Source organism: Micromonospora sp. NPDC050695 (genome assembly GCF_040654415.1).
In the GTDB taxonomy this organism is placed as follows: Bacteria; Actinomycetota; Actinomycetes; order Mycobacteriales; family Micromonosporaceae; genus Micromonospora.
The window spans coordinates 17529-38484 of the sequence record NZ_JBFAHZ010000052.1 but is presented as its reverse complement, the minus strand read 5'-3'; the positions used below and the strand labels follow the sequence as shown (position 1 = coordinate 38484).

The 20956-nt window shown below is 73.7% G+C and carries 21 protein-coding genes, 2 pseudogenes and 1 riboswitch; of the genes and pseudogenes, 7 read left to right on the top strand and 16 right to left on the bottom strand.

Features of this window, described 5'->3' with window-relative positions; genetic code table 11:
* Positions 1-143: 143 nt before the first annotated feature.
* Both AB0H52_RS26705 and AB0H52_RS26700 read right to left on the bottom strand, forming a co-directional pair.
* Positions 144-542: a hypothetical protein gene (locus tag AB0H52_RS26705; protein WP_151493213.1), complete on the bottom strand. Its 399-nt coding sequence runs from the start codon at positions 540-542 to the stop codon at positions 144-146.
* A 137-nt stretch (positions 543-679) separates the two neighbouring features.
* Entirely contained in the window at positions 680-820 is a 141-nt protein-coding gene (locus AB0H52_RS26700) for a hypothetical protein (RefSeq protein ID WP_192580526.1), read from the bottom strand.
* A gap of 359 nt (positions 821-1179) precedes the next feature.
* Here AB0H52_RS26700 and AB0H52_RS26695 point away from each other — a divergent pair, with 359 nt between their 5' ends.
* A complete protein-coding gene (locus AB0H52_RS26695) occupies positions 1180-1542 on the top strand; it encodes an STAS domain-containing protein (RefSeq protein WP_130403378.1) in 363 nt (120 codons plus the stop codon).
* A gap of 8 nt (positions 1543-1550) precedes the next feature.
* Here the strand turns inward: AB0H52_RS26695 and AB0H52_RS26690 are convergent, their stop codons facing one another.
* Both AB0H52_RS26690 and AB0H52_RS26685 read right to left on the bottom strand, forming a co-directional pair.
* Positions 1551-2378, bottom strand: a complete 828-nt coding sequence (locus AB0H52_RS26690) for a 5'/3'-nucleotidase SurE (RefSeq protein ID WP_151493212.1) — start codon at positions 2376-2378, stop codon at positions 1551-1553.
* Entirely contained in the window at positions 2375-3352 is a 978-nt protein-coding gene (locus tag AB0H52_RS26685; RefSeq protein WP_357950809.1) for a PfkB family carbohydrate kinase, read from the bottom strand. Before AB0H52_RS26685 ends, AB0H52_RS26690 begins: the two co-directional genes overlap by 4 nt.
* Before the next feature lie 172 nt (positions 3353-3524).
* Between AB0H52_RS26685 and AB0H52_RS26680 the strand changes: the two genes are divergently transcribed.
* Positions 3525-3992, top strand: coding sequence for an SRPBCC family protein (locus AB0H52_RS26680; RefSeq protein ID WP_357950806.1), 468 nt, complete (start codon positions 3525-3527; stop codon positions 3990-3992).
* A gap of 189 nt (positions 3993-4181) precedes the next feature.
* Here the strand turns inward: AB0H52_RS26680 and AB0H52_RS26675 are convergent, their stop codons facing one another.
* From AB0H52_RS26675 to AB0H52_RS26655, 5 genes are all read right to left on the bottom strand, one after another.
* Positions 4182-4784 carry a hypothetical protein gene (locus tag AB0H52_RS26675; RefSeq protein ID WP_357950803.1) on the bottom strand — a complete coding sequence of 201 codons (603 nt, stop codon included), beginning with the start codon at positions 4782-4784 and terminating at the stop codon, positions 4182-4184.
* 127 nt (positions 4785-4911) lie between these two features.
* Positions 4912-5928 (bottom strand): hypothetical protein, encoded by a 1017-nt coding sequence (locus AB0H52_RS26670; protein ID WP_357950820.1) that lies wholly within the window; start codon positions 5926-5928, stop codon positions 4912-4914.
* A 56-nt stretch (positions 5929-5984) separates the two neighbouring features.
* A riboswitch (cyclic di-AMP (ydaO/yuaA leader) is annotated at positions 5985-6116 on the bottom strand.
* Between the two features lie 142 nt (positions 6117-6258).
* Positions 6259-7176, bottom strand: coding sequence for a cation diffusion facilitator family transporter (locus AB0H52_RS26665; RefSeq protein ID WP_151491065.1), 918 nt, complete (start codon positions 7174-7176; stop codon positions 6259-6261).
* A 107-nt stretch (positions 7177-7283) separates the two neighbouring features.
* Complete coding sequence (locus AB0H52_RS26660; RefSeq protein ID WP_151491066.1) at positions 7284-9401, bottom strand: AAA family ATPase; 2118 nt, start codon at positions 9399-9401, stop codon at positions 7284-7286.
* Between the two features lie 108 nt (positions 9402-9509).
* Entirely contained in the window at positions 9510-10451 is a 942-nt protein-coding gene (locus AB0H52_RS26655) for an alpha/beta hydrolase (RefSeq protein WP_151491067.1), read from the bottom strand.
* Between the two features lie 150 nt (positions 10452-10601).
* Between AB0H52_RS26655 and AB0H52_RS26650 the strand changes: the two genes are divergently transcribed.
* Positions 10602-11225 (top strand): carbonic anhydrase, encoded by a 624-nt coding sequence (locus tag AB0H52_RS26650; protein WP_151491084.1) that lies wholly within the window; start codon positions 10602-10604, stop codon positions 11223-11225.
* Between the two features lie 160 nt (positions 11226-11385).
* On the opposite strand, the gene AB0H52_RS26645 is transcribed toward AB0H52_RS26650, so the two are convergent.
* Positions 11386-11715: a hypothetical protein gene (locus AB0H52_RS26645; RefSeq protein WP_151491068.1), complete on the bottom strand. Its 330-nt coding sequence runs from the start codon at positions 11713-11715 to the stop codon at positions 11386-11388.
* A gap of 306 nt (positions 11716-12021) precedes the next feature.
* Here AB0H52_RS26645 and AB0H52_RS26640 point away from each other — a divergent pair, with 306 nt between their 5' ends.
* The 3 genes from AB0H52_RS26640 to AB0H52_RS26630 all read left to right on the top strand — a co-directional run bounded on the left by AB0H52_RS26640 (position 12022) and on the right by AB0H52_RS26630 (position 14643).
* Entirely contained in the window at positions 12022-12513 is a 492-nt protein-coding gene (locus tag AB0H52_RS26640; RefSeq protein WP_151491069.1) for a DUF3145 domain-containing protein, read from the top strand.
* A 97-nt stretch (positions 12514-12610) separates the two neighbouring features.
* Positions 12611-14347, top strand: coding sequence for a glycoside hydrolase family 3 protein (locus AB0H52_RS26635; protein ID WP_357950817.1), 1737 nt, complete (start codon positions 12611-12613; stop codon positions 14345-14347).
* Between the two features lie 77 nt (positions 14348-14424).
* Positions 14425-14643 carry a hypothetical protein gene (locus tag AB0H52_RS26630; RefSeq protein WP_151491071.1) on the top strand — a complete coding sequence of 73 codons (219 nt, stop codon included), beginning with the start codon at positions 14425-14427 and terminating at the stop codon, positions 14641-14643.
* Positions 14644-14700: 57 nt separating this feature from the next.
* Here AB0H52_RS26630 and fabF read toward each other — a convergent pair whose 3' ends face one another.
* The 5 genes and pseudogenes from fabF to AB0H52_RS26605 form a co-directional block, all read right to left on the bottom strand.
* The gene (gene fabF / locus AB0H52_RS26625) at positions 14701-15927 is read right to left on the bottom strand and encodes a beta-ketoacyl-ACP synthase II (RefSeq protein WP_151491072.1); all 1227 of its coding nucleotides are present in this window, start codon (positions 15925-15927) and stop codon (positions 14701-14703) included.
* 2 nt (positions 15928-15929) lie between these two features.
* Positions 15930-16169 (bottom strand): acyl carrier protein, encoded by a 240-nt coding sequence (locus AB0H52_RS26620; protein ID WP_007463517.1) that lies wholly within the window; start codon positions 16167-16169, stop codon positions 15930-15932.
* An 86-nt stretch (positions 16170-16255) separates the two neighbouring features.
* Positions 16256-17200 carry a beta-ketoacyl-ACP synthase III gene (locus tag AB0H52_RS26615; protein ID WP_151491073.1) on the bottom strand — a complete coding sequence of 315 codons (945 nt, stop codon included), beginning with the start codon at positions 17198-17200 and terminating at the stop codon, positions 16256-16258.
* 41 nt (positions 17201-17241) lie between these two features.
* A pseudogene (locus tag AB0H52_RS26610) lies at positions 17242-18153 on the bottom strand (ACP S-malonyltransferase); the annotation flags it as partial.
* A 78-nt stretch (positions 18154-18231) separates the two neighbouring features.
* A pseudogene (locus tag AB0H52_RS26605) lies at positions 18232-19521 on the bottom strand (helix-turn-helix domain-containing protein); the annotation flags it as partial.
* A 263-nt stretch (positions 19522-19784) separates the two neighbouring features.
* Here AB0H52_RS26605 and AB0H52_RS26600 point away from each other — a divergent pair.
* Entirely contained in the window at positions 19785-20111 is a 327-nt protein-coding gene (locus AB0H52_RS26600) for a hypothetical protein (RefSeq protein WP_278121607.1), read from the top strand.
* A gap of 21 nt (positions 20112-20132) precedes the next feature.
* Here the strand turns inward: AB0H52_RS26600 and AB0H52_RS26595 are convergent, their stop codons facing one another.
* Positions 20133-20783, bottom strand: a complete 651-nt coding sequence (locus AB0H52_RS26595; protein ID WP_151491077.1) for a hypothetical protein — start codon at positions 20781-20783, stop codon at positions 20133-20135.
* Positions 20784-20956: the final 173 nt, after the last annotated feature.

Here is a 20956-nt window from a genome sequence, read left to right as displayed (position 1 = left end):
GGGGGGGGGGGGGGGGGGGGGGGGGGGGGGGGGGGGGGGGGGGGGGGGGGGGGGGCGCGGGGGGGGGGGGGGGGGGGGGCGCGGGGGGGGGCCCCCGCCCCCCGGGTCGCGGGGGGCCCCTCGGGTGCGGGTGGTTCGGGTGTTCAGACTGCGGGGGAGCTGGGGCGGTCGACGTCGACGAACTCCACGTCCTCGACGGCGCGGTCGTCCCGGCTGCCGGCGGCCCGGGCGGCGGAGCCGACGGCCCAGCCGACCGCCGCGCCGACGAGCGCGGCGCCGATCAGCAGTGTCCAGGGCAGTGCCGGCTGACGCCCGGCGAGCGCGTCGAAGGCCAGCGAAGCCCGACGCCGCGCCTCTTCGGCCGCCGATCCGACCAGGTCGCCGGCCCCGTCGGCGAGGTCGCCGCTGCTGCGACGGGCCGAGCGGGCGGTGTCGCGGACGCTGTCCCCCGCGGAGCTGACGGCGGAGACCAGGTGCTCCCACGCCTGGTCCGCGATCCGCTCCGGCTTGCTGCGGCGGTCCAGCAGGTTGGTTCCGAACATCGTGGTTACCTCCTCGGGTGCCGAAATCCGCCGGCCACTTCGGACTTCGGCGTCTGTTCAGCGCGTCACGGTTTCGCCTACCCCGCAGTGCCCCACCCGGACCGGGCGCAAACCCGGCCCGGGCCGCGGGGCACGGTTCAGCGCACCGTCACCACGGCCGCGCCGCGGGCGAAGTCGTCGTCATCGTCGTCATCGTCGTCGCCGCCACCGAAACCGCAGGCCAGTACGAGGGCGAGCAGTACGCCGACGCCGGCCAAGCCGGCCAGTCTCTTGATCATTGAAGATCCTCTCCGTCACGGTGGGTGTCCCGGGTCGATGCTAGGTGGCGTCGACAACCCCGCGACCGTGCCACGTGGACGCAACGAGCGCGACACGCCGGTGACACGGGGCGGAGGGCGCTGGCGGCGGGTTGTCGGGCGGTACGGAACGGGACCGCTACCCTGGTTCGGCGGCACCGGCTCCGACCGGCCGCCGAGTGATCGAATAACGAAAATTTTGGATCTGGGAGACCAGATGTGCCCGGATCCGCGAATTGCTCATCCCGAGGGGTGGCGACCGAGGCCGTCGGAGGAATACTCTCGGTCGCGGCCCGCGTACTGATGAGGCGCCCGGGGGACGGGCGGGTGGAGGTGCTCGCGTGAGCCTGTCGATCGTGAAGTCGGTTTTGTCCGGTGGTGTGGTAGAGATCGCCCCGCGAGGTGAGATCGACGTCGACACCGCGTACGAGGTGCGCGAGGCGATCGCAGAGGTGTTGGCCAAGGGCCGCCCGCTGCGTATCGAGCTGAACATGAGGCTGGTCACCTTCATCGACTCCGTCGGCATCAGCGCCATGGTCGCCGGCTTCCAGACCGCCGAGGTCAGTGGCGTCAAGCTGGTGGTCACCGAGCCGAGCCGGTTCGTGCACCGGCAGCTCTGGGTGACGGGCCTGCTCGGCCTGTTCGGCGCACCGGAGCCCTACTTCGCCGGCGCCGCCACCCCTGAGGTGCTCCCCGGCGCCTGACCCCCCACTCAACCCAGCTCGTCCAGGCCGGTCAGGTCGACATCGGTCGCCTCGGTCACGGCCCGGATGGCCGTCACCGAGGCGTACCCCGCTGCCAGCAACGCCACGTCCGTGCCGGGCTGCGCGGCCTGACCCGGCTCCTCCAGTGAGGTACGGACGAAGCCGTGCCCGGACTCCGCCACCGTCATCTGTACCTGGCCGAAGCTGGCCAACGTGCCGCGCCGTACCCCACGCAGGCGTTCGTGCGGCAGGTCCGGGGCATTCACGTTGAGCATGCTTTCCAGCGGCGCGGAGGTCAGCCGGGGGAGCAGGTCGAGGGCGACCCGCGCGGCGGTGCTCCAGTGCCGCTCGCTGTCGCGTACCGAGGCGGCGGCGTCCACGGCGGCGCCCCCGCTGGCGGCCGTGGCCTCGCCCGCGGTGAGGACGTCCAGTGAGACGGCCATCGCCCGGCAGCCGTTCGTGGCGGCGGTGAACGCGGCACCCACCGTGCCCGAGTGCAGCACGGCACGACCGGCGTTGGCGCCCCGGTTGATGCCGGAGAGCACCACCGACGGCGGCGGGCCGAACGCTCCGTGCAGCGCGATCAGCGTGATGAACCCGGGTGAGCCGCCAACCCCGTACGCCGGCACGCCGTCGAGGTCCGGCAGCGGATGGTCGTGCACGACGACCCGCCCGTCGCGCTCCACCGCGCTCATCGCGGCGCTGGTGCCGCTGGCCTCCTCCAACGGCGCGGCGATCACCACGTCCAGCCCTCGCTGGGTCGCCGCCCGGGCCAGTGCGTGGATGCCCGGCGCGGCAATCCCGTCGTCGTTGGTGACGAGGACCCGCAGTGTCATCGCTCGACCACCCGGTCGGCCAGCTCGTCCGGGGTGGTGCGCTCCTGTGGTCGGCTGTCGGCCGGCACCAGTCGGACCCGGTCCACCAGGCCGGTGATCGAGTCCAGCCGTCCGGTGCCGAGGCCGTGCCGGGTCACGTTCAGCCCGCCGGCGGCGGCGCCGGTGCGGATGGCGGTCCGGATGTCGCCACCGCCCGCCACGACGGCGGCCACCCCGGCGGTCATCGAGTCGCCCGCGCCGCGCGGGTCGGCTGCCTCCAGTCGAGGCATCTCCACGTCGAACAGCTCCCCGTCGATGAGCGCCAGCGCCGGCCGGTCGGCGCGGCTGACCACCACGGTCTCGGCGCCGGCGGAGTGCAGGTCGTACATCGCCCGGGTCAGCTCCGGGAGGTCGTCGTTGCGGGCACGGCCGTCGCGGATCAGCTCCTCGTGGCTCACCTTGAGGAAGAAGACCCCGCTGTCCAGCACCGCGCCGAGGTGATCGCCGGAGAGGTCGACCACGACCTGGCCACCGTTGGCTCCGAGGTCGGCGGCGAAGCGCCGGTACAGGTCGGCCGGGACGAGCCACGGCTCGTTGGGTCCACTCAGAATGCTCACCGACGCCCGCAGACCCTCGCCCAGGGCCAGGTTGTACAGCTCGTCCAGCTCGTGGCGGCTCAACGGCTGCCCGGGCACGTCGGCGACCTCCTGCCGCGATCCGCCCCGGCGGTCGTGGACGTATCCGCCGCTGCCGGAATCGCGGACCACCACCTTGAGGTCCACCCCCTCGCTGACCAGCAGCGGCTCCAACACCTGGCCGATCTCGCCGCCGAGCGCGGCGCAGAGCACCACGTCGACACCCAGCGACATCACCATCCGGGCCTGCCAGACGCCCTGCCCACCGGGGTGCAGGTGCAGTTCGGTGTGGTCGTTCGGCTGGTCCACGGTCACGGTCAGTTGCGGAGTGGGCGCGAAGACCATCACGTGCCCGCTCACTGGTCGGCACCGTTCATGAATCCACCCTCTCCGTCACGCCCGGTGATTCGTCACTAACCGACCCTAATGGGGCAAGTGATGGACCGCGACGCATCGGCCGGTGTCCGTCCGGGCGTTGCCAGCCCGTTCGGTGTACGGGACGATCGTGCGACCAGCGACGGCAGGAGACGGTGTGCTCAGGCGCGATACCTTCAGCTACACCGTTCAGGCCCGGTGCGCCCCCGCCGAGGCGGCCGCCCTGCTCAGCGACCTGACCCGGCAGGGTGAGCTGCATCCGCTGATCGTCAGCGTCCAACGGCTGCCACCACGCCCCGGCGCCCTGGCCAGCTACGCGATCAGCGACCGGTTGCAGGCCGGCCCGCTGCGCTTCCGGACCACCTACCAGGCCGACGTGCTGATCAACGAGGAGGACGAGATCGTCATGGTGGCCCGGCAGCGGCCGGCCACCACCGTGCGCAACCACACCCGACTGCGCGCCGAACCGGACGGACTGCTCCGGGTCGACGTGGAGATCACCCTGAGCGCACCGGCCCCGCTGTTCCGGTACGCGTTCCGCCAGGCCCGCGCAGCCCACCTCGCCCTGGCCAGCCGCCTCGGCGCGGCCCTGGACCGCGCCGGCAACCCCCCGCCCGCCACCTGACCCGCGCCCTCGCGCCTCCGCGCCTCCGCGCCTCCGCGCCTCCGCGCCTCCGCGCCTCCGCGCCTCCGCGCCTCCGCGCCTCCGCGCCTCCGCGCCTCCGCGCCTCCGCGCGGGGCGGACCGGCGGTCCCCTGTCTCGCAAGATCGTGCTCGATCCTGGATGTAGTGGCATCCCGCGGCGCCGAGCCCACTACATCCTGGTTGTAGCGCGATCATGGGCGGCAGGACCGGCAGGACCGGCAGGACCGGCGGGACCGGCAGGTGCGCGACGGCCGCGGGCGGCGCGGGCGGTGGCCGTGGGGCGGGCGGGCGCGGCAGGGGCGGCGGGGCGGGCGGGGCGGCGGCCCCACGGCTTGTACGTGGAGAGCACCGTCGCGATGATCATCAGGCTGGTCGAGACGGCGGGTGCGATCACCAGGTCGGCACGGTCCCGGGTGGGTAGTGCGGCGCCCAGGTCACCGGCGTGGCGCAGGTTCGGGGTGAGCAGGAACAGGACCAGTCCGACCATCACCGTGGTGAGCACGAGTTTGACCAGTACCCAGCGGTAGCGCAGCAGACCCCATGGGGTGAGGAGGGCGCTGGCGACACCGATCAGCCAGACCAGCACGCTCAGCGGCGCGAACAGCACGGTGCCGAGCAGCGCGGTGACCGGGTAGACGGTGGCCGGGTCGGCGCCGCGCTGCACCGCCACGCCGAGGGTGAGCAGCACCAGGTCGGTGCCGAGCCAGCCGAGGGAGGTGACCAGGTGCAGGGTGAGCAGCGCCTTGCGGGCGGTGGGTGGAATTCGAGGCATGCCCCGGATGCTGCCCGCCGGGCCCGGCCGGGTCGTCCGACGGCCGGCGACGTCCGGTGTACGCCCGCTGACGTACCCGTGGCCGGCACCCCCCCCCGGGTGAGGCGGGCGCCGGCCACGGGTGGGGTCAGTACACCGACAGGTGCACGTGGTTGGTGTGGTCGCTGGCCGGGTCGCCACCCGCCCCGCTGTACGACTTCCATCCGCTGCTCGGCAGCCAGATCTGCCGGTACCAGATCACGTAGAGCACGGCGAGCCGGTCGGCGTTGCGGATGAAGTACGCGGCCAGGTTGTTGCCGTACGTCTTGTCGGCGCCGGTGGCGTCACCGCCGAAGCCGCCCTTGGCCGCGGCGAAGTCGCAGGCCCGACCCTTGGGGTGTTCGCCGGAGCCGCCGGAGCGGTGACAGGAGACGTAATGGGTGAAGCCGGCTGCCTTGGCCTGGTTGAGGGCGTGCAGGGTGCGGGGGGTGATGCAGCCGCTGGCCGGGGTGGGGTCGTTGATGCTGCACGATTCCGATGGCCAGGAGCCGTCGGAGTTGCGCGGCGCGGCCGTGGCGTTGGCGCTGGAGGTGCCCCGGTTGGAGCCGGTGTCGGCGGTGGTCTGCGGTTTGGGCGTGGTGGCCACGGTGAGAGCCCGTTCGGCCTGTTCCTTGCGCTTGGCCATCACCGCGACCTGCTTGCGCTGCTCGCGGATCTCGCCGTCCAGGGCGACCCGGGTACGGGTGGCCTCGTCCCTGGTGGTGAGCAGGTCGCGCAGCACCCGGTCCTCGTTGGCGGCGACCGCGTCCAGGGCGGCGGCCCGGTCCATGAAGCCTTCCGGGGTGTTGCTGTTGAGCAGCGCCGACATCGCGCCGAGGCGGCCGGTGCGGTAGGCCAGGCCGGCGATCTCGCCGACCTTGCCGCTGCGGACGTTCAGTTCGGCCTCGGTGGTCTTCAGCTGGGTGGTGAGCTGTTGCTGGCGCTGCAGCGAGGTGTCCAGGGCGCGCTTGGCGTCCAGGTAGCCCTTGCTGGCGGCTTCCAGTTGGGCCCGGAGGGCGGGGGTGCCGCCCTCCTCGTCACCGTCGGGCGCCGCGGCGGCCCGTTGGCCGGTCGGGGGAGCGGCCGAGGCGGTGCCGGGCGGGAGTGCGATGCCGAGGGCCAACATCGCGACGATCAGGGCCGCCAGGCGGGCGGCGGGTGGTCGTGCTGGTGCCACTACGCATGTCCTTCCGTCAGCCGCCGACCGGGTTAGCTGACGGGTTCGGGACGGAAGATCCCTACCGCTGACGCGGATGCACCCCAGGAACATGGTTCCCCGGTTCGCCCGCTCGGGCGATTAGGCGGCGGCCGCCACCGGCGCCGGGTGGGCGCCGCCTGGTGGAGGCCGGGACCGAGCCTACCGGTGCTGGTGGGGCCGCTGCAGCCGATGTGACGGACGGTGCGTACGTCGTCACGAAAAACTCGGACCAATCCGAGTGAATCTCCTGAAATGCCGTCACCACTCGACCGAACCGCAGGCACCGGGTGCGGCACCGGGTTCGATCTGCAGCGTGGCGTGCTCGATCCGGAAGTCCTCGTGCAGGGCCGTGCGCGCGGCGCTGAGCACCGTGCCGACCTCGGCGCCGGGTGCCATGGTCAGGTGCGCGGAGGCCACCTCCATGCCCGAGGTGAGCGTCCAGACGTGCAGGTCGTGCACCTCGACCACGCCGGGAACCGCGGCGAGTCGGTCGTGTACGGCGGTGACCTGGAGGTGCTCCGGGGCGGCCTGCACCAGGATGCGGACGGCGGCCCGGCCGAGTCGCCAGGTGCGCGGCAGGATGAACACGCCGATGGCGACCGCGACCAGTGGGTCGGCCCACCACCAGTCGGTGACCGTGATGAGCAGTGCCGCGCCGATCACGCCGAGCGAGCCGAGGAGATCGCCGAGCACCTCCAGGTAGGCCCCCTGGAGGTTGATGCTCTCCCGGGCGCCCGCGCGGAGCAGGGCGAAGGCGGCCACGTTGGCGAGCAGGCCGAGTACGGCGACCGTGAGCATCGGGCCGGTCAGCACCTCGTGCGGATCGCCGAACCGGCCGATCGCCTCGATCACCACGTAGACCGCCACGCCGGAGAGCAGGGCGGCGTTGGCCAGCGCGGCGAGCACCTCGAGGCGGTAGAGCCCGAAGGTGCGCTGCGGGTCGCCGGTCGTCCGCCGGGTGGCGGTGATCGCGGCGAGCGCCATGCCGATGCCGAGCACGTCGGTGAACATGTGCCCGGCGTCGGAGAGCAGAGCCAGCGAGCCGGTGTGCAGGGCCGCCACGGCCTCGACCACCATCAGGGTGGCGAGCAGCCCGAACGCCGCCCAGAGCCGGCCCCGGTGCTGCTGCGCCGCGTTGGTGACCGACGCGTGGTGGTGGTCATGACCTGCGCCCACGAAATCCACCCTCCGTCGCCAGTCGGGACCCGGTCAAATGTATGCGCACATCGCTATGTATGCAAGTGTACGGTCGACGGGCGGCCGACGGTGCCCGCCAGGGCGGATCAGCCGGTCGGGTCGATGGTGGTGAGCCGCTGCGTGGCCCGGGAGAGCGCGACGTAGAGCGTCCGTACGCCGGCGCCCGGATCCGCCCGGATCTCGCTCGGAGCCACCAGCACCACCCCGTCGTACTCCATGCCCTTGGCCTCCAGGCTGGTCACCACCTGCAGGCGCGGCGCGCCGAGCGTGCCCAGCCAGCCGGCGACCTCGTCGCGGCGGGGGACCGGCGTGATCACCCCGACCGTGCCGTCCACCTCCGCCAGCAGGGCGGTGGCGGCCTCCACGACGGCGGTCTCCAACCCGGTCGCCGGCACCACCAGCTCGACCGGGTCGACCCCGGTGGAGCGGACGGCGGTCGGCAACGGCAGGTCCGGGTAGAGCCGGCGGATCTCCGCCGCCGCCACCGCGAAGATCTCCGAGGAGTTGCGGTAGTTGGTGGTGAGCGTGAAATCGGCCCGCTTGCGCCGGCCCAGCGCCTGGTCGCGCGCACGGGTCAGCTCCTCCGGGTCACCGGTCCACGCCGTCTGCGCCGGATCGCCCACCACCGTCCAGGAGGCCAACCGGCCGCGCCGGCCGATCATGCGCCACTGCATCGGCGAGACGTCCTGCGCCTCGTCGACCACCACGTGCGCGTACTCCCGGTAGTCCTCCGGCCGCTCCCGGGCCGCCGCCCGGGCGGCCCGCTGCCGGTCCGCGGCGGTGCTCAGCTCGCGGACCCCGCCCGCGAGCTGGAACGGGTCGCGCCGGGCCCGCGCCGGCTGCGCCGGCCGGCCGAGCAGGGCGTCCAGCTCGTCCAGCAGCGCCACGTCGGCGATGGTCAGACCCGTGGAGTCCAGATCCCGGTACGCCGCGCCCAGCAGCCGGATCTCCGCGCCGGAGAGGATCCCGCCCGCGTAACGGCGCAGGCGCTCCGGCCGGGCCAGCCAACCGAGCACGTGCCGGGGGTGCAGCCGTGGCCACCACGCCTTGAGGAACTCGCGGAACTCCGGCCGCTCGGCGACCTCGTCCTCGAAGGCCCGCTGCTCCGGCAGCCGGCCGATGTTCAGCCGGCGGGCCTGCGCCCAGAGCGCGGCGAACACCCCGTCGAAGCCGGCCCGGCGTACCTCGTTGCGCCGCGCGCCCCGGTGCAGCACGCGATCCCGGATCCCGTCCAGCTCGGCCCGGTCCAGTCGCAGTAGCGAACCCCGGTACAACAGTCGCAACTCGCCCGGACCGCCCGGCACCGCGTCGCGCACCGCCCGCTCCAACACCCGGCGCATCCGCAACGAGCCCTTCACCGCCGCCACCTCCGGCGGGTCGGTACGGGTGGCGGTCATGCCGGGGAAGAGCGTCCCCAGCGAGTGCAGGGTCGCGGTGTCCTCACCGAGCGACGGCAGCACCGAGGCGATGTACTCGACGAAGACCGAGGACGGGCCGACCACCAGGATGCCGCCGCCGGCGTACCGGCTGCGGTCGGAGTACAGCAGGAAGGCCGCCCGGTGCAGGGCGACCGCGGTCTTGCCGGTGCCCGGGCCGCCGGCGACGATCGTCACCCCGGAGCTGGGCGAGCGGATCGCCTCGTCCTGCTCCCGCTGGATCGTCGCCACGATGTCGCGCATGCCCCGGCCGGTGGCCCGGGACAGGGTGGCCAGCAGCGCGCCGTCGCCGACCACCGTCATCCCCTCGGGGGCGGCGCTCGGGTCGAGCAGGTCGTCCTCGATGCGGGTGACCTGCTCGGCGCGGGACTGGATGGTGCGGCGACGCACCACGCCCAGCGGCTGGTTCGGGGTGGCCTGGTAGAAGGCGGCGGCGGCCGGCGCGCGCCAGTCGACGACCAGCGTGGTGGCGTTCTCGTCGCGGATGCCGAGCCGCCCGACGTGCAGCGTCTGACCCTCCCGCAGGTCCAGCCGGCCGAAGACCAGCCCCTCGTGCTCGGCGTCGAGGGTATGCCGCCGCTGCGCGGCGTGGAAGACCATCGCGTCGCGCTCGACGAGCGCGCCGAACGTGCCCACCCGCGCCATCCGGTAGCCGTCCCGCTCGGCCAGTACCGCCGACCGGCGCAGCTCGGCCAGCCGGGCGTACACCCGGTCGAGGTGCCGTTGCTCGACGGCGATCTCCTGCTCCAGGACGGTCTGGTCGGTCAACGCACGCTCCTTCGGGGTCGCCGGCAAGCGGCGCGAACCGCGCGGGCCAACCGCAGAAGGGTACGGCCCCCGGCCCGGCCCGCCGCGCCCGAGGTGCGCGAACGTGGCTCAGGCACCCGCGCCGGCGGTGGTCGCGCCGCCCAGTCGCGGCGGCGCCTCGGCGAGTACGCGGTGCAGGACGCCGGTCAACGCGGCGTTCACCTCGTCCGGGCGTTCCATCATCAGCATGTGACCGGCACCCGGGCAGACGGTCAGCTCGGTGGCCGGTAGGGCCGCGGCGATCGACTCGGCGCACGGCGGCGGGGTCAGCCGGTCCCGGTCGCCGACCAGGGCGGCCGCCGGCAGGTGAGCCAGCGCGGCGAGAGTGTCCAGCCGGTGCTGGGCGCCGATGGACGCGCGGAAACCGCCGATGGAGCGCAGCGAGGCGCGGGCCACCGCCGAGGTCACCAACCGGATGTCGGCCGGTTCGCAGTGGTTGCCGAAGAGCATCCACCGGATGCTGGGTCGCAGGGCGCGCAGCAGCGCCCGGGGTGCCCGCCAGGACCCGCAGCGGGCCAGCACTCCCGCGCCGGTCGTCTCGGCCAGTCGGATCAGTCGGGCGATCCGCGGCGAGAGCCCGTACACCGTGTGCGTGTGCCCCTCGGCGGTCGTCGAGACGAAGACCAGCCCGGCCGTGCGGGCGGCGAAGTGCGCGGGGTGGCGGTGCGCGTACTCCATGATCGTCATACCGCCCATCGAGTGCCCCACCAGGACGATCCGCCCGGACGGCGCCACCGTGTCGATCACCGTGGCCAGGTCGTCGCCGAGTTGGGCCAGGGTGGCTGTCGGCAGTGCCATGCAGCTGGACCGCCCGTGGCCCCGCGCGTCGTAGGTGACCACCCGCACCCCGCCGGCGGGCGCGCTGAGTGGGTCGACCTGCCGGTGCCAACTGCGGCCGTCGAGCGTCCAGCCGTGCAGCAAAATGGCCGTGACCTGGGCATCTGCCGGCCCTGCCGCCTCCACGTGCAGCCGCACACCGTCGGGCAGACCGACCTCGAACCGCTCCGGCATCGCCACCTCCCCCAGGGCCGCCCGGCACCACCAGCACCGGGATACCCGGCGGTAACACCGGCTACCCGCCAGCAGACCACGTCAATCGCGCCGTGGCGAACATTCCCGACCCCGCCCGTGACCCGCGAACGGCGGGCCAAGCTGAACGGCATGGAGTCGGCGGGACAGGGGCGGCAGGCCGGCGGCACGCCCCGCGCCGCGCTGGCCGAACTGCTCGCCGGCAACCGACGGTTCGTCAGCGGACAACCGATCCACGGACACGACGTCACGGCCGCCGCGGCGACCGCCTCCGGCGACCAGCAGCCGTACGCCGTGGTGCTCGGCTGCATCGACTCACGGGTGCCGCTGGAGGCGATCTTCGACCAGACCTTCGGTGCGATCTGCGTGATCCGTACCGGTGGGCACGTGCTCGACCGCGCCGTCTGCGGCTCCATCGAGTACGTCGTGGGCCAACTCGGCGTACCGCTGGTGATGGTGCTCGGCCACGAGCGGTGCGGCGCGGTCGGCGCCGCGGTGGACGCGCTGCGTGGCGGGGAACGTCCCGGAGGCTCCCTCGCCCACCTGGTCGACGAGATCGCGCCGGCGGTCCTGGAGGTGGGGCTGGACGACCCGGCGGTGCTCCCGCTGGCGATCCGCCGGCACGTCCGGCGCACGGTGGACGCGCTGCGGGTCGACGACCTCCTCGCCGGGCCGGTCGCCGCGCAGCGGGTGGCCGTGGTGGGCGGCCTCTACGACCTGGCCACCGGCGAAGTCGCCCTGCTCGACCCGACCTGAACGGCGCGGCCCGGCCCGGCCCCGGTGCGGCCCGGCGCCACGTGGCCCGGCCGCGGTCGAGTCAGGGCGCGCGCCGAACCCTGTCGCTACGGGTGCGGACGCGAAACCGCCCGCCGGGACATCCCGGCGGGCGGTTTCAGGCGTTGCGGTGGGGGAGGGCTCAGCCCTCGAAGACGCCGGCCGCGACCAGACGCTTCTCGGTGGCCTCCCAGCCGTCGTTCGGGTGGGTGGTGGCCAGGGTGTTGATCTCCGCCCGGATCTTGGCGGCGTGGCCGGCGGCGGCCAGCACCCGGATCTCCTCGACGAAGGCGTCGGAGTCGGTGCGCAGGTGCGCGGTCTTGCCGTTGGTCAGGTTCCGCACGTAGGCGTGCTTGCCGCCGTTGAGCGGGATGAGGTACTTGAACTCGCCCAGCACGCTGAGGGCGCCACCCTGGCCAGCCTGGCCGGCCCGGACGGACGCGCGCGCGGTCTTAGAGGTGTTGCTCGCCACGGAGGTACTCCTTGCAAGACGTACGGGAGGACTGGACGTCCGGGGGCTGTGTGCGGGCCACACAGACTCGGCCCGCGAAGGTGTAACGCGGCATAAGCCGCCGGTGGAACTGTACACGACCACGACATCAGGCTGGTCGTCGCGGTGTCCTGAGAGGCAACGGAGACCACCCGTCCGGCTATTCCACCCGGCGTTTTTTCCGATTCCCTGGCGCACCATCCGTCACACAAGTCATCATGTGTTGCAGCAACCACTCGGTGGACGAGGTCGTAGGGGAAGACGCACCTCGCTCTCCGGGAGGTCACCGTGCCAACGCGTGGCGTCGTATACGTCCACTCGACCCCGCTCGCCGTGTGCTCGCACGTCGAGTGGGCGATCGCGCGCGTCCTAGCCGCGCCGGTCAACCTGCAGTGGACGACTCAGCCCGTCGATCCCGGCGCCCGCCGGGCCGAATGCGGGTGGACCGGCCGTCCGGGAACGGGTGCCGAGCTGGCTGCTGCCCTACGGCAGTGGCCCATGATCCGTTTCGAGGTGACCGAGGAGCCGAGTCCCGGCGTGGACGGCGAACGCTTCATGTACGTGCCGGCCCGTGGCCTGTTCCGGGCCACCGTCGGCGCGGCCGGTGACATCCAGCTCGGCGAGGACCGGCTGCGGGCGCTGATGGCTGGCTCCCGTGCCCCGGAGGCGCTGGCGCACGCCCTGGACAAGGCGCTCGGCACTGCCTGGGACGCCGACCTGGAGCCCTATCGCTACGCCGGTGACGGCGCCCCGGTGACCTTGCTCACCAGGGTCGGTTGACCCGGGCGCCGGTCACCTGCCCGCATGCCGTCCGGCCGGCCACCTGTCCCGGCCGACCGGTAAGGTCAAGTTGCCCCGATAAGGGGGAACTGGTGGGATAGGCGGCGTGCCGATTCGCCCGCGTCGCGCCAGCGTCGCCGTCGCCGCCCTGACCGCCCTGCTCGCCTCCGGCTGTACGGGTTCCCCGGACCGCCCCGAGCCGACGCCCGGCCCGACCGGCACCTCCGCCGGTCCGAGCGCACCCGCCGCGTCGACGCCGCCCGGTGATCCCGCCGCCCGTGCCGCCGCCCTGGCCGCCACGCTCTCCGACGAGGATCTGGTCGGCCAGGTGCTGATGCCGTACGCGTACGGCGACTCCGCGACGAAGGTCTCACCCGGCTCGGCGGCCGGCAACCAGGCCCTCGCCGGTGTCGACACCCCCGCCGAGATGATCGCCCGGTACCGGCTCGGTGGGCTGATCCTGGTCGGCTTCAGCGCCGACGACCCGACCAAGGGCAACCAGGAGACCACCAACGTCGACAACCCGAAGCAGGTGCACGACCTCACCGCGGGGCTGCGCGCCGCCGCCGGCCGGCTCGCCACCGGCCCGGCACCCTTCCTGGTCGGCACCGACCAGGAGTACGGCGTCGTCACCCGCATCACCGACGGCGTCACCGTGCTGCCCAGCGCCCTCGCGGCCGGGGCGGCCGGCGACCCGAAGCTCACCGAGGCCGCCTGGCGGGCCGCCGGCGCCGAGCTGGCCGCCATGGGGATCAACGTGGACTTCGCCCCGGTGGCCGACGTGCTGGCCACCCGCAGCACCGTGATCGGCTCCCGGTCGTACGGCGCGGACCCCAAGCAGGCCGCCGCGCAGGTCGGCGGCGCCGTCCGGGGCCTGCAGGCGGGTGGCGTGGCGGCCACCCTGAAGCACTTCCCCGGGCACGGCCACAGCGCCGACGACTCGCACCAGGACCTGCCGGTGCTCACCCAGTCCGCGGCGGCCCTGCAGAGCGGCGCGTGGCCGCCGTTCACCGCCGGTATCGACGCCGGGGCGATGGCCGTCATGTCCGGCCACCTGGACGCGCGGGCCATCGACCCGGGCATCCCGGCGACCTTCTCGCACAAGCTGCTCACCGACGTGCTGCGCGGCCAACTCGGCTTCCAGGGCGTCGTGATCACCGACGGGATGAACATGCCGCCGGCCAAGCGCTGGGCCCCCGGCGAGGCCGCCGTCCGCGCGTTGAACGCCGGCAACGACCTGATCCTGATGACCCCGAACGTCGGCCAGGCGTACGACGGGCTGCTCGCCGCGCTGCGCGGTGGGTCGCTGCCCCGGACCCGGCTCGTCGAGGCCGTCACCCGGGTGCTCACCATGAAGTTCCGGCTCGCGGAGCTGCCCACCGCGCCGATGTCCACGCTCAACATCCCGGCGCACCGGTCGGCGGCGGAGGCGCTGGCCGCCGGTGCGGTCACCGTGCTGCGGGGCGCCTGCGGCGGCGCGATCCGTGGGCCGGTGACCGTCACCTCGTCCGACGGTCGGGACGGCACCCGGGCGGCGCTCACCGCCGCCCTGACCGAGGCCGGTGTATCGGTCAAGGCCAGCGGGGGCACGGCCGTGCACCTGGTGGGCTACGGCGACGGCACCTCCGATCTGCGCGCCGACGCCGCCGTCACGGTCGCCATGGACACCCCGTACGTGCTGGCCAAGGCCACCTCGCCGACCCTGCTGGCGACGTACTCCTCCAGCCGGGCGTCGATGACCGCGTTGGCCGCCGTGCTGGCCGGCAAGGCCCGACCGGGCGGCCGGTCCCCGGTGGCGGTGCCCGGCCTGCCCGCCACGACCTGCGGCACCTGACCCGTCCGACCGTTCCCGGGCCGGCGCGCGCGGAAAACGCCTCGCGTCGGCGACGCCGGCCTGGGAGCCTCGAGGCCATGTCAGCGGCACAGGGCTTCCGGTACGACCAGCGTGCCGACGGCACGGTGGTGATCACGCACCACGGGCGGGTGGCCGGCACGTTGCGCGGCGCCCGGGCGGCGGAGTTCCTCGCCGAGGTCGACGACGACCCGCAGCTCGTGATGGCCCGCTGGACCGGCAACTACCGGCGGGGCAACGAGCGCACCGCGAAGCAGCACCCCCGCAACCGGGCCTGAACGCCCGGAAGGGCCCCCGCTCGTGCGGGGGCCCTTCCGGGCGATGGAGCGGCGGCCTCAGGGGCGCGTGAACACCAGAGCCACGTTGTGACCACCGAAGCCGAACGCGTTGTTCAACGCGGCGGGGATCTCCATGTGGCGCGGCTTGTGCGCGGCTACCTCAAGGGTGAGCCCCGGCTCCGGGTCGTCCAGGTTGATCGTCGGAGGCACGACACCGTCGCGGATGGCCAGGATGGTGGCGATCGACTCCAACGCGCCGGCCGCACCGAGCAGGTGACCGGTCATCGACTTCGTCGCGGCCAGCACCGGGTGGTCGCCGAGCGCCTTGTGCAGCGCGCCGATCTCCAGCATGTCGCCGACCGGGGTCGACGTGGCGTGCGCGTTGACGTGCACGATGTCCCGCTTGGCGACGTCCGCGTCCGCGATCGCCTTGGCGATGGCCCGGATGGCGCCCTCACCCTCGGCATGCGGCTGCACCATGTCGTACGCGTCGGACGTGATGCCGGCGCCGGCCAGACGCGCGTACACCCGGGCACCCCGGGCTGCGGCGTGGTCGGCACGCTCCAGCACCACGATGCCGGCGCCCTCGCCCAGGACGAAGCCGTCGCGGCCGGTGTCCCACGGGCGGGAGGCCCGTTCCGGCTCGTCGTTGCGGGTCGACATGGCCCGCATCGAGCTGAACCCGGCGATCGGCAGCGGGTGGATGACCGCCTCGGTGCCGCCGGCCACCACCACGTCGGCCCGGCCGGCGCGGATGATGTCCAGGCCCAGAGCGATCGCCTCGGCACCGGTGGCGCAGGCGCTGGCCACCGAGTGGACGCCGGCCTTGGCGCCCAGCTCCAGCCCGACCCACGCGGCCGGACCGTTCGGCATCAGCATCGGGATGGTGTGCGGGGACACCCGCCGCGGCCCGGACGCCTCCAGGACGTCGTCCTGGGCGAGCAGGGTGATGGCACCGCCGATGCCGGAGCCGACGCTGACCGCCAGGCGTTCACCGTCGAGGCCGGAGTCGGCCAGGCCGGCGTCCGCCCAGGCCTGCTGGGCCGCGATGAGCGCGATCGCCTCGGAGCGGTCCATCCGGCGCAGCTTCACCCGGTCGAGCACCTCGGACGGGTCCACGGCCAGCTGGGCGGCGATCCGGACCGGCAGTTGCTCGGCCCACTCCTGGGTGAGGGCAGTCACCCCGGAGCGGCCGGCGAGCATGGCGTCCCAGGTCGACGCGACGTCCCCGCCAAGCGGGGTCGTCGCGCCGAGCCCGGTGACGACGACGTCAGGACGACTCATGATCAGGACTGCGCCTCGATGAAGCTGACGGCGTCGCCGACGGTCTTCAGGTTCTGCACCTCGTTGTCCGGGATCTTGACGCCGAACTTCTCCTCGGCCGCCACGACGACCTCGACCATGGAGAGCGAGTCGACATCAAGGTCGTCGGTGAAGGACTTCCCCTCGGCCACGTCGTCCGGGTTCACCCCGGCAACCTCTTCGAGGATCTCGGCGAGGCCGGTGGTGATCTCGTCACGGGTCATTGCGGTTGGTTCCTTTCATCGGGGGTTGTCCGACGGTCGGCGTCGCCGACCGCCACTCCTGGAGCGCGTACGCGCCCGAGGGGATCTCAGGGGCAGCGGACGACCTGACCGGCGTAGGTCAGGCCGCCGCCGAAGCCGAACAGCAGCACCGGTGCGCCCGAGGGCACCTCCCGCCGCTCGACCAGCTTGGACAGGGCCAGCGGGACGCTCGCCGCCGAGGTGTTGCCGGACTCGACGATGTCCTTCGCGATGATCGCGTCGGGGATGTTGAGTCGCTTGGCGATGCCGTCGATGATCCGCGCGTTGGCCTGGTGCGGCACGAACGCGGCCAGCTCCGACGGGTCGACCCCGGCGCGCTCGCACGCCTGCAGGGCCAGCGGCGCCAGCGCGGTGGTGGCCCAGCGGAAGACCGACTGCCCCTCCTGCTGGATGTACGGGCGCCAGCCCTCGATGCGTACCGCGTCGCTCTTCTCCGGCGCCGAACCCCAGACCACCGGACCGATGCCGGCCGGCTCGTCGTCGGGGCTCGCGGTCACCACCGCGGCGCCGGCGCCGTCGGCGAAGATGATGCAGGTGGAGCGGTCGGTCCAGTCGGTGAAGTCGGAGAGCTTCTCGGCGCCGATGACGATCGCGTTGCGCGACGCCCCGGCGCGGATGGCGTGGTCGACGATGCCCAGCGCGTAGGCGAAGCCCGAGCAGGCGGTGTTGACGTCGAACGCGCCCGGGGCGGTGATGCCCAGCTTCGCGGCGACCCGGCAGGCCACGTTGGGGCTGCGGTCGATCGAGGAGCAGGTGGCGACGACGACGAGGTCGATGTCGGCGGCGCTCAGACCCGAGTTGGCGAGCGCCTTGCCGGCGGCGGCGGTGGCCATGTCGGCGACCGTCTCGCTGTCGGCGATCCGGCGGCTGACGATGCCGACCCGGTCCCGGATCCACTCGTCGTTGGTGTCGACGAGCTGGGCGATGTCGTCGTTGGTCACCACTCGCGAGGGCTGGTAGTGCCCCATCGAGACGATGCGGCTGCCAGTCATGAGAGACCTCCGATGGGGGCGAGCGGTTGGCCCGGCGTGCCGTGCCGGGCGATCAGGTCCCGTGCGGCCGGCAGGTCGTCCGGGGTGTTCAGGGTGACGATCTCCGGGGCGCCGTCGCCCTTCAGTTCGCGCTTGACCAGGCCGGCGAGCGTGCCCGCCGGGGGCAGCTCGATCACGCCGGTCACCCCGAGGTCGGCCAGCGCGCGCATGCACAGGTCCCAGCGGACCGGGGCGGTGACCTGGCGGACCAGACGCCGCACCATCTCCTGGCCGTCGTCGACGGCGGTGCCGTCGAGGTTGGACAGCAGGATCCGGGCCGGGTCGGCGGGGGTGATCCCGGCGGCGACCGCGGCGAGCGCGCTCTCGGCCGGTGCCATGTACGGGGTGTGGAACGCGCCGGCCACCTGGAGCCGGATGATCCGGGTCTTCGCCGGCGGTTCGGCGGCGAGCTTGTCCAGCCCGTCCAGGGCGCCGGCGGCGACGATCTGGCCGGCGCCGTTGCGGTTGGCGGGGTGCAGCCCGTGGGCGGCGATGGCGGCGAGCACCTCGTCGGGGTCGCCGCCGAGCACGGCCGCCATGCCGGTCGGCTCCAGCGCGCACGCCGCGGCCATCTCGCGACCGCGTACGCCGGCGAGGGTGATCGCGGCCTCGGCCGACAGGACCCCGGCCAGTGCCGCGGCACCCAGCTCGCCGACGCTGTGGCCGGCGGTGAGGGTCACCTCGTGCAGCGGCAGGTGCTCGGCGGCGAGCAGCGCCGCGGCGACGAGCAGCGGCTGGGTGCGGGCGGTGTCCTTGATCTCGTCGGCGTCGGCGGTGGTGCCCAGGTGCACCAGGTCGACCCCGGCCAGCGCGGACCACGAGCGCAGGCGCGCCTCGGTGCCGGTCAGGTCGAGCCAGGGGGTCAGGAAGCCGGGTTTCTGGGAACCCTGGCCAGGACTAAGTACGGCGAGCACGACTATGACTCTCCCGGATACGCGTGGGTAACGCTGTGCCGGCCTCGACCAAACCACACTAGAACCTTTGGAGACTTCCTACAAAGATCGTCGGTGGTCATCATCGGTTTGGGCGGTTTTCCGGGCGGCCGGGGTCAATGTCTGGGTCGGGACCGTCGAGGTCACCGGGACCGGATCCAGCCGGCCGACGGTCAGCGCCACCTGGAGGGCGAACGCGTCGCGGGGCGACAGCGGCGAGAAGCCGGTCACCTCGGCGATGCGGCGCAGCCGGTACCGCACCGTGTTCGGGTGCACGAACAGCGCCCGTGCGGCGCTCTCCAGCGTGCCGCCGGCCGCCAGGAACGCGTCCAGGGTGCCCAGCAGCTCGCCCCCGGCACGCACCAGCGTCGCGTACACGTCGTGCCGCAGCCGGCGGCGTGCCTCCGCGTCGCCGGCGAGAGCCCGCTCCGGCAACAGGTCGGCGGCCGGCACCGGCCGGGGGGCCGTCGGCCACGCCGGTGCCGCCCGGAAGCCGGACAGCGCGGCGCGCGCCGACTCCGTCGCCTCGTCCAGGCTCGGCACCGCCGGACCGACCACCACCGGGCCGTCCCCGAACGCGTCCAGCAGCTTGGCCGTCGCCGTCAACGGGTCCGGTGCGCCGCCCAGCACGATCACCAGCCGGTCGCCGTGCACACCGCCGATCACCTCCACGCCGATCCGGCGGGCCTGGCGGTAGACCACGTGCAGCACGGCGGAGACCTCCCCGCCGGGGGAGCGGCCGACCGCCACGGCGACCGGTGGCGCGTCCGCCCAGCCCAGCGCGGCGGCCCGGCTGGCCAGCACGTCGGGCGAGTCGCCACGCAGCAGCGCGTCGACCAGCAGGGCCTGCAACCGGGCGTCCCACGCGCCGCGCGACTCGGCGGCCCGCGCGTACACCCGGGCGGCGGCGAACGCGATCTCCCGGGAGAAGCGCAGCACCGCCTCGCGTAGCTGCTGCTCCTCGCCCTCGGCGGCCAGGTGCGACACCTGCTCCTCGACCACGTCGATGGTCACCTTGATCAACGCCACGGTCTGCTGGAGGGTGATCGACCGGGCCAGCGCCTGCGGAGCGGCGGCGAAGACCTCGTCGGAGACCTCCTGGGTGCTGTCCGCCGTGCCGCCACCGTCCTGCAGCCACTGCACCAGCGACCGGGCGCCCGCCTGGGCCACCAGCATCACCCAGGAACGCTGGTCGGCCGGCAGGGCGCGGAACCAGGGCAGGGTGTCGTCCATCCGGGCCACGCTCGCGGTCGCGAGGGCTCCCGCCGCGCGTTCGATCCGGCGCAGCGTGGCCGTCAGCTCTCCACCGCCGCGCGTACCCACGGGCCTAGCCTGACACGCGCTGACCTGGATCTTCCGGTCGGGCCGGGGTGGGCGCGGTCACGGCGGCGCGGGCAGGCCCACCTCCTGGGCCAGGATCGCGGCCTGCACCCGGCTGCGCAGGTCCAACTTCGCCAGGATCGGTACGCGCACCCCGCGCCGAACCGGCGGACGCCCCGGGGGGAGCACTGGCCCCCGGGGTACGCCGTGCACGCCCGTCGGTCCCGGCCAGTACGGTGACAGGGCACGTCGGGGGAGCACCCGCGGGTGAGTGTGAGCGTGAGGAGACCGGGATGGCGCACGGGGAGGCCGAGCACGGCTGCGCCCAGGGCGAGCCCTGCCGGCCGGGGCACCACGACCCGCAGTCGGCGAAGCACCGCCGGACGACCGGCGGCGCGGCAGCGCACCCGACGGAGCCGCTCGCCGGCCGGCCGGACGACGAGAGTGCGCTCCCGCGGCAGCGCTCCGCGGAGCCCGCGGCGCTGGCCGAGCCCGAGTTCGACGTTCCGGCTGGTTGCCTCAGCGAACTTCCTGGATGGGCGGGGGCCCACCGGCACGGCCCGGTCCGGCCGCGTCAGCGGGCCACCCGTCGAGAGCGCCCGCCGCGCCGCTGGTGCTGACCCGGGCCGCCCCGGGCGGGGTCAGCGGGTGCGGCGGCGGATGAGCAGCGCGATCCCGGCGAGGCCGACCGTGATGGTCAGCATCACCGCGACGTTGAGCAGCAGCAGGTGCTGCAGCTCGCCGAGCGCCTCGTCGAGATCCTTGGCGGGGTCGAGAGTGTCTTCCGGGAGCACCCTCTCGCCGCCGCCCACGCCGCCGCTGACCGTGTCGAACTGCCGCTCCAACGGCACCCCGGCACTGCGCAGCGTCTCGGACATGTTGAGCCGGCCGAGGAACCAGCCGGCGCTGGTCTTGTGCCCGTCCGGCTGCTTCGCCGGGCGGAAGATCCGGGGGCCGCCGGCCGCCGCGGGGTACAGGTCGTAGGTCTGCTTCGGGGTGTCGCCGACGAGCACCACGACCGTGTACTTCGGACCGAGGTCGGCCGCCTTCGGCCCGCTCGATGCGCCGGTGCGACCGAGGAAGTTGACCTGGTCGATGACCGCGACCACGAGTTCGGGCTGTGTGTCCGCGCGCAGCCGAAGCGGCTCGGGCAGATCCGTGCCGGTGATGTCCACCCCGGCGGGCGGCGGCGCCGGCGCCGCGGCGGCCGGTCCGGCGGTGCCGAACGACAGCAGCGCCGCCGCCAGCGTCCCCGCCAGCACAGCGGCCCACCGCCTCATCTGTCGGACCATCCCGCCTCCTCGCCCCGTTCGATGGATGGCTTCGTCGTAACGTCCGGACGGTCGGCCGGTGACGACACCGACCGGGCGGTCGGGCCCACTCTCACAGACTCGCAGAACGTCGATGATGTGCAGCTTGTGGAACAGTAATTGGAACTATCTGCGATCTCTGCTCGACTAATGAG

Coding starts and splice junctions, on each gene's coding strand:
- AB0H52_RS26595 (WP_151491077.1), bottom strand. CDS start 20,783: ATGGTCCGACAGATGAGGCGGTGGGCCGCTGTGCTGGCGGGGACGCTG.
- AB0H52_RS26615 (WP_151491073.1), bottom strand. CDS start 17,200: ATGACTGGCAGCCGCATCGTCTCGATGGGGCACTACCAGCCCTCGCGA.
- fabF (WP_151491072.1), bottom strand. CDS start 15,927: ATGAGTCGTCCTGACGTCGTCGTCACCGGGCTCGGCGCGACGACCCCG.
- AB0H52_RS26650 (WP_151491084.1), top strand. CDS start 10,602: ATGGAGTCGGCGGGACAGGGGCGGCAGGCCGGCGGCACGCCCCGCGCC.
- AB0H52_RS26675 (WP_357950803.1), bottom strand. CDS start 4,784: ATGCCTCGAATTCCACCCACCGCCCGCAAGGCGCTGCTCACCCTGCAC.
- AB0H52_RS26655 (WP_151491067.1), bottom strand. CDS start 10,451: ATGCCGGAGCGGTTCGAGGTCGGTCTGCCCGACGGTGTGCGGCTGCAC.
- AB0H52_RS26700 (WP_192580526.1), bottom strand. CDS start 820: ATGATCAAGAGACTGGCCGGCTTGGCCGGCGTCGGCGTACTGCTCGCC.
- AB0H52_RS26670 (WP_357950820.1), bottom strand. CDS start 5,928: ATGTTGGCCCTCGGCATCGCACTCCCGCCCGGCACCGCCTCGGCCGCT.
- AB0H52_RS26690 (WP_151493212.1), bottom strand. CDS start 2,378: ATGACACTGCGGGTCCTCGTCACCAACGACGACGGGATTGCCGCGCCG.
- AB0H52_RS26600 (WP_278121607.1), top strand. CDS start 19,785: ATGGCGCACGGGGAGGCCGAGCACGGCTGCGCCCAGGGCGAGCCCTGC.
- AB0H52_RS26620 (WP_007463517.1), bottom strand. CDS start 16,169: ATGACCCGTGACGAGATCACCACCGGCCTCGCCGAGATCCTCGAAGAG.
- AB0H52_RS26705 (WP_151493213.1), bottom strand. CDS start 542: ATGTTCGGAACCAACCTGCTGGACCGCCGCAGCAAGCCGGAGCGGATC.
- AB0H52_RS26630 (WP_151491071.1), top strand. CDS start 14,425: ATGTCAGCGGCACAGGGCTTCCGGTACGACCAGCGTGCCGACGGCACG.